The sequence below is a fragment of the bacterium genome, from assembly GCA_030654305.1.
Taxonomy (GTDB): Bacteria; Krumholzibacteriota; Krumholzibacteriia; order LZORAL124-64-63; family LZORAL124-64-63; genus PNOJ01.
The window spans coordinates 1-12,968 of sequence record JAURXS010000241.1 but is presented as its reverse complement, the minus strand read 5'-3'; the positions used below and the strand labels follow the sequence as shown (position 1 = coordinate 12,968).

At 73.1% G+C, this 12,968-nt stretch carries 11 protein-coding genes; 2 read left to right on the top strand and 9 right to left on the bottom strand.

The window, feature by feature from the left end; genetic code table 11:
* From Q7W29_06745 to Q7W29_06720, 6 genes are all read right to left on the bottom strand, one after another.
* On the bottom strand, positions 1-663 hold a 663-nt coding region (locus Q7W29_06745; GenBank protein ID MDO9171512.1), incomplete at its 3' end, for a hypothetical protein.
* A 34-nt stretch (positions 664-697) separates the two neighbouring features.
* Positions 698-2,263, bottom strand: coding sequence for a tetratricopeptide repeat protein (locus Q7W29_06740; protein MDO9171511.1), 1,566 nt, complete (start codon positions 2,261-2,263; stop codon positions 698-700).
* A 67-nt stretch (positions 2,264-2,330) separates the two neighbouring features.
* Positions 2,331-3,641: a dihydroorotase gene (locus Q7W29_06735; GenBank protein MDO9171510.1), complete on the bottom strand. Its 1,311-nt coding sequence runs from the start codon at positions 3,639-3,641 to the stop codon at positions 2,331-2,333.
* 2 nt (positions 3,642-3,643) lie between these two features.
* Entirely contained in the window at positions 3,644-4,612 is a 969-nt protein-coding gene (locus Q7W29_06730; GenBank protein MDO9171509.1) for an aspartate carbamoyltransferase catalytic subunit, read from the bottom strand.
* The gene (gene pyrR, locus Q7W29_06725; protein ID MDO9171508.1) at positions 4,609-5,160 is read right to left on the bottom strand and encodes a bifunctional pyr operon transcriptional regulator/uracil phosphoribosyltransferase PyrR; all 552 of its coding nucleotides are present in this window, start codon (positions 5,158-5,160) and stop codon (positions 4,609-4,611) included. Before pyrR ends, Q7W29_06730 begins: the two co-directional genes overlap by 4 nt.
* 207 nt (positions 5,161-5,367) lie before the next feature.
* Positions 5,368-6,384 carry a tRNA-dihydrouridine synthase gene (locus tag Q7W29_06720; protein MDO9171507.1) on the bottom strand — a complete coding sequence of 339 codons (1,017 nt, stop codon included), beginning with the start codon at positions 6,382-6,384 and terminating at the stop codon, positions 5,368-5,370.
* A 163-nt stretch (positions 6,385-6,547) separates the two neighbouring features.
* On the opposite strand from Q7W29_06720, the gene Q7W29_06715 reads away from it, so the two are divergent.
* Positions 6,548-7,654, top strand: coding sequence for a glycosyltransferase family 4 protein (locus tag Q7W29_06715; GenBank protein MDO9171506.1), 1,107 nt, complete (start codon positions 6,548-6,550; stop codon positions 7,652-7,654).
* Positions 7,651-8,445, top strand: a complete 795-nt coding sequence (locus Q7W29_06710; protein ID MDO9171505.1) for a nitrilase-related carbon-nitrogen hydrolase — start codon at positions 7,651-7,653, stop codon at positions 8,443-8,445. Before Q7W29_06715 ends, Q7W29_06710 begins: the two co-directional genes overlap by 4 nt.
* On the opposite strand, the gene glgC is transcribed toward Q7W29_06710, so the two are convergent.
* The 3 genes from glgC to Q7W29_06695 form a co-directional block, all read right to left on the bottom strand.
* Positions 8,442-9,725 carry a glucose-1-phosphate adenylyltransferase gene (gene glgC, locus Q7W29_06705; GenBank protein MDO9171504.1) on the bottom strand — a complete coding sequence of 428 codons (1,284 nt, stop codon included), beginning with the start codon at positions 9,723-9,725 and terminating at the stop codon, positions 8,442-8,444. The genes Q7W29_06710 and glgC overlap by 4 nt on opposite strands.
* Positions 9,722-11,173 carry a glycogen synthase gene (locus Q7W29_06700; protein ID MDO9171503.1) on the bottom strand — a complete coding sequence of 484 codons (1,452 nt, stop codon included), beginning with the start codon at positions 11,171-11,173 and terminating at the stop codon, positions 9,722-9,724. The genes glgC and Q7W29_06700 overlap by 4 nt, the downstream gene beginning before the upstream one ends.
* 1 nt (position 11,174) lies before the next feature.
* Positions 11,175-12,968 (bottom strand): DUF1926 domain-containing protein (locus Q7W29_06695; GenBank protein ID MDO9171502.1); only part of this gene is annotated, 1,794 nt, incomplete at its 5' end.

Sequence of the window (12,968 nt, the reverse complement as noted above, 5' to 3'; positions counted from 1 at the left end):
GCAGTCCCAACCGCGCTCGGCGGCCAGCGCCGCGGCCGCGCGCAGCAGGGGCGACGGGCCGCAGGCCAGCACCACGTGCGGCGGCGCCCCGGTCGGCAGCAGCGAGCGCGCCAGTTCCACGACGTTGCCGGCGAACGCCGGCCGGTCGGCCGGGAGCGCGACGGCCCGGTCCACGCTCGCGCGCCAGGCGGGGCCCAGCAGGTCCCAGGGCAGGTCGCCGCCGTCGCGGCCGCCGACGCAGCAGAGGTCCCGCGAGCGGCCCCAGCGCGCCTCCCAGGCGAGCAGGGGCGGCAGCCCCACCCCGCCGGCGAGCAGCAGGCGCGGCCGGGGGTCGGGGGCGGGGAACGGTCGGCCCAGGGGCGCGAGGCAGGTCACGGGCGCGCCGACGGCGGCCTCGCGCAGCCGCGTGGTGCCGCGGCCGACGACCTTGTAGAGCAGCGCGAGGCGGCTCCCCGTCGTCGCTAGGATGGAGAAGGGGCGACCGAAGACCAGGGAGAGGTCACCCGCGAGGTTGAGCATGCAGAACTGGCCCGGCTGGAAGGGGACGTGCTCCTGCAGGTCGAACTCGACCCGGTGCATGGACGACGAGACGGCGGTCTGCGCGACGATCGTCCCTTGCAGGCGTCGGGCGGGCGGGGCGCTGGCGGCGGCGGGCAGGTTCACGTCGCGTTCTCCTGGGCCGAGGCCCGGCCATCCCTCAGCCGCGCCCCTGCAGCTTCCGGTCGCGCCAGTGCGACCGGCGCCCGCCCGCCGGCGGCGGCGGCGCAGGCCGTTCGCCGTCGGGGCCGGCCGCCTCGATGGCTTCGGGACCGCGATCGGGCGACGGGCCGGCGGCCAGGTCCATCTCGCGCCGACGGGCGTCGAGCTCGGTCAGGTAGGCGTAGAGATCGCCCTCGGCGCCTTCCCGGGCGACGAAGGCCTGGGGCGACTGCGGGTAGGCAGCCTGCAGCTGCGCGTCGAACACGGCCGCCGAGTCCGGCAGGCCGAGGCGGTCGCGGTAGACCAGGGCCGCGCCGAAGAGGCCGCGCACGGCGGCGGCGCTGTCCTGCTGCGCGGCCGCGGCCACCTCGAGGTAGCCGTCCAGCGCGAGCCGCGGCCGGTCCAGGGCGAACAGCAGGACGTTGGCCATGATCAGGCGCAGCGCCGGCTTCTGATCTTCGGCGGCAGTGCCGTGCCGCTGCTCGGCTGCCAGGTAGCGGTTGAGCTCGGCGTCGAGCCGGCGGCAGCGCTCCTCGTCCTCCAGGACGTTCGTGTTGCGCAGGGCGTCGCGGAACTGGGCGCGAGCCTCCTCGATCTTCCACTGCGACAGGTAGATGTTCCCGAGCATCTCGGCGAGCCGCGCCGGCACCTCGCCGGCGCGCCACTCCTGGGGCAGGGCCTCCAGCAGCGGGGCCGCCTCCTCGGGCCTCCCCCTGGCCATCAGGACCTCGGCCTGGGCCAGGGCCGTCACGCCGTCCTTGCCGTAGAGTTCGGCCTCTTCCTTCAAGCCGGCGACCAGGTCCGCCGCCTCGTCGTGCCGTCCGAGCCGCGTCAGGCAGCGGGCCTCCAGCAGCCGGACCTCGAAGAGCTGGCCCTTGTCACCGTCGGTGGCGGCGACGGCCTCCAGGCGGCGGCGGGCCTCCTCGTACTCGCCGAGCTCCCAGTAGCAGCGGGCCAGCTTGGCGCCGACGGCCGCCGCTTCGCCCCGCTCGGCGTGCCGGTCGAGGTAGTCGCGGAAGCGGTCGCGGGCGTCCGCCCAGGCCTCCAGCGCCAGGGCGTTCTCGCCGCCGACGCGCAGCGCCTCGGCCTGGAACTCCGATTCGGGGAACGCCAGCTCGAGCTGGGAGAGGTAGTTGTCGCTGCCCCCGGCGTCGCCCACCATCAGGTGGCTCACGGCCTGCAGGTACAGGGCCTCCTCCAGGTGGGGCGTGGCCGGGAAATTCGAGACGAGCAGGTCCAGCTGGGTGATGGCCATGCGGTGCGACTCGAGGCGGTGGTACGCCTTCGCCATCAGGAACAGGGCGTCGTCGGTCAGCGCGTGGCCCGGGTACTCGTCCAGGATGATCTGGCACTTCTTGACACAGCGCTGGTACTCCTGGGCCTGCTGCGGCGTGGGCGTGGCCGGGTCCAGCCCCTGCTTGAGGCGGTCCTCGCGCACCATCTCGGCCGTGTCGAAGGCCTTGCTGGCGTTGTAGAAGGTGTTGAAGCGGGCGCAGCCCGCGCCGACGGCCAGCAGCGCCGCGGCGACCGCGGCTGCGACCAGTTTGCGGTGCCGGTTCCTCATCGCGGTCATCCTATCCCAGGGGTCGACACGGGATCCAGGTCGTGACGGGACTGCGGTCGTGATTCGTTCATTCGCCGTCGCGGTAGGTCGGCCGGCCGCGCAGGAAGGTCGCCTTCACGCGCCCGGCGAGCTTGTGCCCGCCGTACGGGGTGTTGCGGCTCATGGAGCGCAGCGCCTCGGGCTGCACGGTCCACTCCTCGTCCGGGTCGAAGAGCAGGAAGTCGGCCTCCCCGCCCTCCTCCAGGCGCCCGCAAGGCAGCCCGTAGGTCTCCGCGGCGCGCGAGCTCATCTTCTCCATCAGCTGGCCCAGACTCAGCCGGCCGGTCCTGACCAGGTGAGTATGGCAGACCGCGAGCGCCGTCTCCAGCCCTACCACGCCGAAGGGAGCCTGGTCGAACATCAGCTCCTTCTCCATCGCCGTGTGCGGCGCGTGGTCGGTGGCGACGCAGTCCAGCACGCCGTCGACGAGCCCCTGGGTCACGGCTTCGATGTCTTCCTGCTCCCGCAGGGGCGGGCTCATCTTGTACAGCGGCGAGAAGTCCCGGCAGCAGGAGTGGTCCAGGGTCAGGTGGTGGGGCGTCACCTCGGCGGTGACGTGGACGCCCTGCTCCCGGGCGCGCCGGATGATCTCGACGGTGCCCTTGGTCGAGACGTGGGCCACGTGCAGGTGCCCGCCGGTGGCGCGGGCCAGCTCGACGTCGCGGAAGACCATCACGTCCTCGGCCAGCCGCGGCAGCCCCGCCAGCCCCAGCTTCGTCGACCAGTAGCCGGCGTGCATGACGCCCTTGCCGGCCAGGGTCAGGTCCTCGGCGTGGCAGGTCACCGGCACGCCCAGCACCCGCGCGTACTGCAGGGCGAACTGCATGAGCTTGCCGTGCATGACCGGGCGGCCGTCGTCGGTGAAGCCGACGGCGCCGGCCTTGACCAGGTCGCCGAACTCCGTCAGCGTCTCGCCCTCCTGGCCCCGGCTGATCGCCGCGGTCGGGAACACGCGGCAGAGCCCGGTCTCCTGCGCGCGGTCGAGGATGTAGCGCACCATCGGCGCGTGGTCCACCGGCGGGCGGGTGTTGGGCATGGTGACCACGGCGGTGAAGCCGCCGGCCGCCGCGGAGCGCGAGCCGGTGGCGATGGTCTCCTTCTCCTCCTGGCCGGGCTCGCGGAAGTGCACGTGCACGTCGACCAGACCGGGCGCGCAGACCAGGCCGCCGCCGTCGAGCACGGGCAGGTCCTCGCGCGACGGCGCGCCCGGCCCCAGGGCGGCGACGAGCCCCTTCTGGACGTGCAGGAACCCGGGGCGGTCGGCCAGCTTGCCGTCGCGGCACAGGCGCACGTTCGCGACCAGGTACTCGGCGGGGATCCGCTTCCAGCTCCACTCCATGCTCACTCCTCCTCGCGGACGCCGGTGCGGGCGCCGCCGCCGAGCTGGCGGGGGTCGCCGCCGGACAGCAGGTAGATCACGGCCATGCGCACGGCCACGCCGTTGGTCACCTGTTCGAGGATCACCTGTCGCGGCCCGTCGGCGACCGCGGAGCTGATCTCCACGTCGCGATTCATCGGGCCGGGGTGCATGACGAAGCACGACGGCTTGGTGTGGCGCAGCACCTCCTCGGTGACGCCGAACATCAGGTGGTACTCCCGGTTGCCGGGGAAGACCATCTGGCTCTGGCGCTCGAGCTGGATGCGCAGGATGTTCAGCACGTCCGCGTCGGCCACCGCCCGCTTCAGGTCGTGCTCGACGGTCGCCCCCAGCCGCGCGATCGCCGCCGGCACCATCGTCGGCGGGCCGCAGACCGTCACCTCGGCGCCCAGCTTGGTCAGCCCGTAGATGTTCGAGCGCGCCACGCGCGACTGCGCGATGTCGCCGATGATGGTGACCTTGCGCCCCGCGAGGTCCCCCAGCCGCTGGCGCATGGTCATGATGTCGAGCAGTCCCTGGGTCGGGTGCTCGTGGGCGCCGTCGCCGGCGTTGATGACGCTCGCCTTCAGCACGCGGCCCAGGTAGGCCGCCGCTCCCGGCGAGGAATGGCGCACGACGATCATGTCGATCTTCATGGCCTGGATGTTCTCGGCGGTGTCGCGCAGCGTCTCGCCCTTCTTGAGCGAGGAGTTCGAGGCGTCGAAGTTGACGATGTCGGCGGACAGCCTCTTCTCGGCCAGCTCGAAGCTGATGCGGGTGCGCGTGCTGGGCTCGACGAAGAAGTTGACGACCGTCCTGCCGCGCATGATCGGCACCTTGCGGACCGGCCGGTCGAAGATCGTCCGGAAGGCCTCGGCGGCCTCGAGGATGGTCAGGATCTCCTCGCGAGACAGGTCCTCCAGGCCGATCAGGTCCTTGCTGCGCAGGATCATCCCTCCAGCACCTCCCCGACGACGACCTCCTGGCGGTCGTCGAACTCCTTCACCTTGACCTTGATGATCTCTTTCTGGGAGGTGGGGACGTTCTTGCCCACGAAGTCCGGCCGGATGGGCAGCTCGCGGTGCCCGCGGTCGATGAGCACCGCCAGTCGGATGGCGCGCGGGCGGCCCCAGTCCATGATCACGTCGAGCGCGGCGCGCACCGTGCGGCCGGTGTACAGCACGTCGTCGACCAGGATGACGTTCTTGTCGGTGACGTCCATCGGGACGGTGGTCTCGTTGATGCGCGGCGCCGGCCCGATCGTCGAGAGGTCGTCCCGGTAGAACGTGATGTCGATGGCGCCGAGCGGGACCTCGACCCCCTCCACCTTGCGGATCGCCTCGCCGATCAGCGCCGCCAGCGGCACGCCGCGGCGCTGCACGCCCAGCAGCACCAGGTCCGCCGTCCCCTTGTTCGCCTCGATGATCTCGTGGGCGATGCGGGTCAGCGCCCGGCCGACCTCGCTGCCGTTCATGATGGTGGTCTTCTCGACGAAGGACATCTCCACGCCTCCCGGGGGCATCGCCGGACACAAAAAAAGGCAGGGCCTGAACGCACCCGTGCCTGCCTGGTTCCGGTTCCGCCTCCTTTTGGGCCTCGCGGGGCCACATTAAAAGGACAGCCGTCACTGTCTCGGGGAGAATCTAGCAGACCGGCGCCGCGGGCGCAAGACCCGTCCCCTGGCGGTCCTTCACTTGGCGGGCCGGCGCTAGGGATCGCGGTCCGCCCGCTGCTGCAGGTCCGCTTCCCCCCGCACCTCGGCCAGCACGGCGAGCATCCGCTCCCCGGTCTCGGTGGCGAACAGGCGCCGCCGGATGGCCGCCGCGCCGGGGAAACCGCGGAAATAGCGCACCACGTGCTTGCGCACCACCTGCGAGCCGATCCGCTCGCCCTTCAGGTTGCACTCGTCGGCGATGTGCCGCTCGACGGTGGCGAAGATCTCGGCCAGCGTCGGCGGCGCGTACGCCCGCAGCCCCTCGGCGGCGTCCATCGCCTCGAAGAGCCAGGGGTCGCCCGTGGCGGCCCGGCCCACCATGACCGCGTGGCAACGGGTCGCGCGCACCATGCGGGCGTACCCGTCCCCGTCCACGACGTCGCCGTTGCCGATCACCGGGATGTCGAGCGTGTCGACCAGGTCGGCGATGCGCTCCCAGTCGGCCTCGCCGGTGAACTTCTGGGCGCGGGTGCGGCCGTGCAGCGTGACCCAGACGCAGCCCGCCTCCTGCAACGCCAGGCCGACCTCGCGGTAGTTGACCGAGGCCTCGTCCCAGCCGGTGCGGATCTTGGCGCTGACCGGCGCCGGGCTGGCCGCGACGACCGCGGCCGCGATCTCCGTCAGCAGCGGCACGTCGGCCAAGAGCGCGCTGCCCCCGCACTTCGCCACGACCTTCTTGGCGGGGCAGCCGAAGTTGATGTCCAGCACGTCGAGCCGCCGACCCGCCATCATGCGGGCCGCGCCGGCCATCGCGGCGGGCTCGTTGCCGAAGATCTGCACCCCGACCAGCCCCCGCTCCCCCTCGGTGTCCACCAGCCGCCAGGCCTGGGGGATGTCGTAGGTCAGGCCCTTGGCGGCGGTGAACTCGCAGAAGGCGATCCCCGCGCCGTGCTCCCGGCAGATGTCCCGGAACGCCCGGTCGGTCACGCCCGCCATGGGCGACAGGGCCGTGCGCACCCCGGCGAACCAGGGCGTGCGGGGGTCGAGGCGGACGGGTTTGCGGTCGAACACGGGGCTCCGGTCGCTGGGGAACGGTCGCGCGAGCCCCCAATATAGCAGGGATGGTCGGGCTCGAAAGGCCGGGCCGCGCCCGGCGGCCCTCCCGATACGGCTTGCCATTCCGCGCCGTTCGCGGAGAATCGGGCCCAGACCCCGGAACGGAGTGTCCCGACCGATGACCGAGACCGATCCCCACATCTCCCTCGCCCTGGTCAACGGCATGCGGAGCCTCGGCGGCGCCGAGCTCTGGGACCTGGACGTGGCCCGCGGCCTGCGGGATCGCGGGCACCGCCTCCTGGTGGTCGGGCAGCCGGGCTCGCCCCTCTTGCGGCGTGCCGCCGACGACGGGCTCACGACGGCGGGCGTCCCGATCCGCTGCGACGGCGCACCCTGGACCGTGGCGCGCCTGTGGCACCTGCTGCGCGCCCACGGAACCGACGCGGTGCTCTGCAACCGCCTCAAGGACCTCAAGGCCGCCGGGACCGCGGCGCGCCTCGCCGGCGTCGGGGTCGTGCTCAAGAGCCGCGAGAGCGACCACCCGCTGCGCCGGCGCCCGCATTACCGCTGGTACTACGGCCGGGTGGCCAGCGGCGTGATCGTGAATTCGCGCGCGACCCTGCGCACGACCCTGGACAGCGCGCCCTGGTTGCCGCCCGCACGCGTCCACCTGCTTCACAAGGGCATCGACGGCGCCCGCTTCCACTCCGCGCCGGAACCGCGGGGCCGACTCGTGGTGGGCTTCGCCGGCGCCCTGGACGAGCGCAAGGGCGTGCCCCTGCTGATGGCGGCCTGGCCGCGCGTGCTGGCCGCCTCCCGCGGGGCGCCGCCCCTGCTGCGCATTGCGGGCGAGGGACCGCTGCGCGCGGAGCTGGCAGCATGGCGGGCGTCCCTGGCCGAGCCGGCCACGGTCGAACTGGCGGGCTGGGTCGAGGACATGCCGGCCTTCCACCGCAGCCTGACCCTGTTGGCTGTCCCCTCGCGCTACGAGGGCTTCGGCCTCGCCGCCGCCGAGGCGGGCGCCTGCGGCCGGCCCGTCGTCGCGACGCGCGTCAGTTCGCTGCCCGAGGTGGTGCATGACGGGGAGACGGGACTGCTGGTGGCCCCGGACGATCCGGCGGCCCTGGCCGCCGCGATCCTGCGGCTGCTCGGCGACCCCGACCTGCGCCACCGCCTGGGCACGGCCGCCGCCGCCCGCATCCGGACCGACTTCGACCGGGCCGCCATGCTGACGCGGCTCGAGGACCTGCTGCGGCCCGCGCCGCGGCGGAGGGAGACGACGTGAGCGAACTGCGCGTGGCGGCGATCCAGACCTCGCCGGTGTTCGGCGAGTCCGCGGGCAACCTCGAGGCGGCCCTGGACCTGGTGCCGCCCGGGATCGATCTGGCCGTCCTGCCCGAACTCTGCACCACCGGCTACCAGTTCCGCGATCGCCGGGAACTGCGGGACCTGGCCGAAACGGCCGACGGGCCGACGTCGCGCCGCCTGGCGGAGCGGGCCGCCGCGACCGGCACCACCCTGGTGGCCGGCTTCGCCGAGCGCGACGGCGACCGGCTCTACAACAGCAGCCTGCTGGTGCGGCCCGACGGCACCACGGCGCTCTACCGCAAGGTCCACCTCTTCTGGGACGAGAAGCTCGTCTTCGCGCCGGGCGACCTCGGCTTCCCGGTGTTCGCGGCCTGCGGCACGACGGTGGGCATGATGATCTGCTTCGACTGGATCTTCCCGGAGGCGGCCCGCACCCTGGCGCGGCGCGGCGCAAAGCTGCTGGCGCACCCCAGCAACCTGGTGCTGCCCCACTGCCCCGACGCCATGGTGACGCGCTGCCTGGAGAACCGCTGCTTCGCGGTGACGGCGAACCGGGTGGGCCGGGAGGAGCGGATCGAGGGCCGGCGGCTGGACTTCATCGGCCGCAGCCAGGTTTGCGGTCCCCGCGGCGCGCCCCTGGCCCGGCTCGGCGGCGACACGGTCGGGGCCGCCGTCGCGCGCCTCGACCTGGCCGACGCCGACCCGCGCCTGACGCCCCGCAACGACCTGTGGGAGGATCGCCGGCCCGACCAGTACGCCGGGGATTAGACCGCGGCTTCGGCCCCGGCCCGCCAGTCCTTCGGCACCACGACCACGCCGGCCTCGGTCACCTTGAACAGCCGGTGGTCGGCCTCGCGGTCCCAGCCGATGTGCATGCCGTCGGGGATCTCGGCGCCCTTGTCGACGATGGCGCGGTGGACCGCCGCGCGCTTGCCGATGCGCGCGTTGTCCATGATCACCGAATCCACCACGTGGCAGCCGGCGTCGAGGTAGACGTTGCGGCCCAGGATCGAGCGCTCGGCGGTGCCGCCGGAGATGATGGTGCCGCCGCCGACGATCGAGCCGATGAGCTGGCCGAGCGGGCTGGTGCCGTCGAAGTGGTTGTGGACCGTCTTGGCGGGCGGCGCCGGCGCCATCCAGGTGCGGATGGGCCACTCGCGGTCGTAGAGGCTGAACGGCGGCACCGGGCGGATGAGGTCCATCGAGGCGGCGTAGTAGGTGTCGAGCGTGCCGATGTCGCGCCAGTAGCGGGGCTGGTCGGTCTCGTGGTCGAGGAAGGGGTAGGCCAGCACGCCGCCCTCGCGCACCATGGCCGGGATGACGTTCTTGCCGAAGTCGTGGGCCGATCTGGGATCGCCCGCGTCCTTGAGCAGCTCGCTGACGAGGTCCTCGCGGTTGAAGACGTAGACCCCCATGTTGACCAGGCACCAGTCGGGCTTGCCCGGGATCGTCTTGGGGTCCGACGGCTTCTCCTGGAACCCGATCACCCAGCCCTTCTCGTCGACCTCCAGGATGCCGAACTCGTGGGCCTCGCTGCGCGGCACCACGACCGCGGCCAGGGTCAGGCGCGCCTTGCGGCGGGAATGCAGGACCATCAGCGTGGAGTAGTCCATGCGGTAGATGTGGTCGCCCGAGAGGATCAGCACGAAGTCGGGCTGCTCGCGGTCGATGAGGTAGATGTTCTGGTAGATGGCGTCGGCGGTGCCGCGGTACCACATCTCGCCGACGCGGTGCTGGGGCGGGATGCCGTAGAGGAACTCGCCGGCCTCGTGGTTGAAGATCTGCCAGCCCTTCAGCAGGTGCTTGTCCAGCGAGTAGGACTTGTACTGCGTCAGCACGTAGATGCGGCGCAGGCCCGAGTTCCAGATGTTGCTGAGCGTGAAGTCGATGATGCGGTAGTTGGCGCCGAACGGCACGCCGGGCTTGGAGCGCTCGTCGGTCAGCGGGCGCAGCCGCTCGCCGCGGCCGCCGGCCATGATCATCGTCAGGGTGTGGCGCGGCAGGTCGAGGATCTTGACGGGCGCATCCGACTTGCTGCCGACGCTCATGTTCCCTCCAGGCTGCGGTAGAGATCCTCGTAGGCGGCCGCCGGCGCGTTCCATCCGTAATCCGCGGCCATGCCCCGCCGCACGAGACTACTCCATCGGTCCGGCTCGCGCCAAGCCTCGATCGCGCGGGCGAGCGCGGTGCCGAGCGCCGCCGGCGTCGCCTCGTCGAAGACGAAGCCGACGCCGGCGGGCCCGGAGGCGTCGGCCACGGTGTCGGCCAGCCCGCCGGTGCGCCGCACCACCGGCGGCGTGCCGTAGCGCAGGGCGTACAGCTGGGCCAGGCCGCAGGGTTCGAAGCGCGACGGCATCACGAACGCGTCGGCGCCGGCGTAGAAGCGGCGCGAGAGGGCCTCGTCGAAGCGGGGGGCGAAGGCCACCCGCCCCGGCCGGGCCGCCGCGGCCCCGCGCAGGGCCTGCTCCAGGGCCGGCTCGCCGGTGCCGAGCACGGCCTGCCGCCAGCCGTCGTCCACGAGCCCGTCGACCAGCGGCAGCAGCAGGTCGATCCCCTTCTGGTGCGCCAGGCGCCCGACCGAGACGAGCACCGGGCCGCCGTCCTCGAGCCCGAGCTCGCGCAGCAGGGCGGTGCGGCAGGCGGACTTGCCGGCCGGCGCCCGCGCCGAGTAGTTGGCGGGCAGGCAGCGGTCGGTGGCCGGGTCCCACGCCGTGCGGTCCATGCCGTTGAGGATCCCCGAGAAGGCCTCGCCCCGGTCGCGCAGCACGCCGGCCAGCCCGCAGCCGAGGTCCTCGTCGAGGGTCACTTCGCTCGCGTAGGTCGGGCTGACCGTGTTGACCCGGTCGGACAGCAGGATGCCGGCCTTCATCAGGTTCAGGCCGCCGTGGAATTCCATCTCGCCGGGGTGCCAGGCCAGGCGCGTCGGCAGGTCGAGGCCCGGGAACTCCCAGCGCGGGTGGAGCGACTGGTGGGCGAGGTTGTGGATCGTCAGCAGCGTGCGGGTCGCGGCCAGCGGCGTGCCGGCCCGCGTCCAGCAGGCCAGGTCCACGGCCGCCAGGGCGGCCGCCGCGTCGTGGACGTGGACCACGTCGGGCGCCCAGTCCAGCATCACCGTCGCCGCCAGCGCCCCCTGCGCCAGCAGGGCCAGGCGCGGCAGCGTGTCCGCGAACTCGCCCGCCTCCGCGTAGCCGTAGACGCCGGCGCGGCCGAACAGCCCCTCGTTCTCCAGCAGCAGCACGTCGGGACCCGCCGCGGCCGTCGCCCGCCAGAACCGGCAGCGGCGCACCGCGTCGCCGCGTCGCACCGCGAAGGGCGGCAGCTGCGGGCAGGGGGCCAGCCCGTGCCGCTCCCGGTCGACGTCGCCGTAGAGGGGCAGCACGACCTTCACCTCGTGGCCGCGCGCGGCCAGGGCGCCGGCGAGCGCCGCCACCATGTCGCCGAGACCGCCGGCCTTGGCCAGCGGCGCGTACTCGGCGGCGACCATCAGGATCCTCATCTCAGACCTCCCGGTTGGCGGCGACCCCGTGCTCGACCGCGAACGACTGCCGGAAGGTCTGGGCGACGCCGGGCTCGAGGTCGAGGTCCCAGACGAAGAGCAGCAGGTGCCCCTGGTAGGTCAGCCGGAAACCGTCCTCGGCCTGCGTCGCCGTGCGCACGGCGTGGACCCACACCTCCGCCTCGTTGCCCAGCTCCCAGCGCAGCGCGGCGCGGTGCAGGGGCACCAGCACGACCAGCTCGCGGCGGCGGTCGAGGCGGACCGAGTCCAGCGGCACCGCCGGCTCGCCGCCCTCCGGGGCGTAGGCGCCGCCGTCGTACAGGGCCAGGTTCCATTCCGGCGCGAACCGGCAACGCACGGGTTCCCGGCCCGTGTTGCGCACCGTCCAGGCGACGTCGAAGGCCGCGCCGTTGCGGTGCAGGGCCACCGTCTTCTCCACCTGCAGCGGGAAGGAGCGGCCGTCGCGGTCGCGGTAGCGGCCGTCGCGGCGGGTCTGGAAGCGGTCGTCCTCGAGGCTGCCCGTCTGCCCGAAGCGCGGCGACGTCATCGCCGCCGGCGCGGCGGCGAAATCGCCGCCGTCCTGGCCGCCCATGTCCGGCAGCACGTCGGGGAAGCCCGCATCCAGGTGCAGGAAGCGCTCGAGCAGCGAGTAGCGCGGCTGGGGATCCACGGCCAACGCGCGCTTGATCTCCGGGGTGACGCGCGTCACGAGGTCGTGGATCGAGACGCCCTGGCCCTCGCCGGCCGCATCGCCGCCCCCCTCGCCGGTCACGGGCGCCCGCTCGATCTTCGTGTGGTAGGCCTCGCGCCGGCGGCGCAGGGTGTTCTGGAGGTTCCAGTCCTCGCGGCGGTCCTCGAGCCCGACCAGGGCGCCGCCGCGGTCCGGCGAGAGGTACAGCTCGAGCGCGTCGTTGCCCAGCCGCACGTCGGTGCCCGCCCGGCCCACCAGCGTCACCATCTGGGCCCGCGGCGGCGGCGCCACGGTCTGGATGATCTCGGTGCCCAGGATCAGGTGGCGGTAGATGGCGTGGCGCAGGTGCGGCAGGTAGAGGCCGCCGAAGACGCCGTGCCAGTAGGCGCAGTTGCACTGGGCCCGCCAGAGGTGGTCGCGGGCCTCGTCGACGCGCTGCTCGTCGGCCCCGGTGGCCTCGGCGGCGGCGATCTCCTCGTGCAGCAGCAGGGAGCGCCGCTGCATCAGCAGGCTCTCCTCGTACTTCTGGAAGAACTGCCGCCAGAAGCCGCCCCGGAAGAACGGGCGCATCTCCTCCCAGCGCCCCTGGTCGCGGTACGCGTGCACCGCGTCGGCGAAGATCTCGGCCGCGGGCATCGGCAGCGACCACTCCGACATCTCGAAGTAGCTGCCGGGCGGCAGGTAGACGCGCTCGCGCGGCGGGCGGGCCCGCAGCACATCGGACGGGTGCGCCAGTTCGAGCCAGTCCGACTCGGCGACCAGGGCCGCGCAGAAGCGGTCCAGCCAGCCGCGGCCGTAGACGAGGTCGTGGGTGCCCGGCCAGGCGCCGAACTTCTCGCCGTCGTCGATCATGACCAGCACGCCCTCGGGGTCGCGCTCGTGCAGGGCGCGGCAGGCGGCCACGGTCTCGGCCGGATCGCGGAACGGGATCAGGTAGCGCAGCTGCTCGCTGATGGGCAGCAGGGCGACCTCGTGGCCGAGGTCGTCGGTCAGCAGGGGACCGTGGGTCAGGCGCTCGGGCGGCACGCCCGCCTGCACGAAGTGGTAGTCGTCGAGCAGGGCGAACTCCACGCCGGCGCGGGCCAGCGAGCCGGCCAGGTGCGG

What these genes read in the sequence shown, in the direction of transcription:
- Q7W29_06740 (MDO9171511.1), bottom strand. Translation starts at nt 2,263, where the DNA reads ATGAGGAACCGGCACCGCAAACTGGTCGCAGCCGCGGTCGCCGCGGCG.
- Q7W29_06735 (MDO9171510.1), bottom strand. Translation starts at nt 3,641, where the DNA reads ATGGAGTGGAGCTGGAAGCGGATCCCCGCCGAGTACCTGGTCGCGAAC.
- Q7W29_06730 (MDO9171509.1), bottom strand. Translation starts at nt 4,612, where the DNA reads ATGATCCTGCGCAGCAAGGACCTGATCGGCCTGGAGGACCTGTCTCGC.
- pyrR (MDO9171508.1), bottom strand. Translation starts at nt 5,160, where the DNA reads ATGTCCTTCGTCGAGAAGACCACCATCATGAACGGCAGCGAGGTCGGC.
- Q7W29_06715 (MDO9171506.1), top strand. Translation starts at nt 6,548, where the DNA reads ATGACCGAGACCGATCCCCACATCTCCCTCGCCCTGGTCAACGGCATG.
- glgC (MDO9171504.1), bottom strand. Translation starts at nt 9,725, where the DNA reads ATGAGCGTCGGCAGCAAGTCGGATGCGCCCGTCAAGATCCTCGACCTG.
- Q7W29_06700 (MDO9171503.1), bottom strand. Translation starts at nt 11,173, where the DNA reads ATGAGGATCCTGATGGTCGCCGCCGAGTACGCGCCGCTGGCCAAGGCC.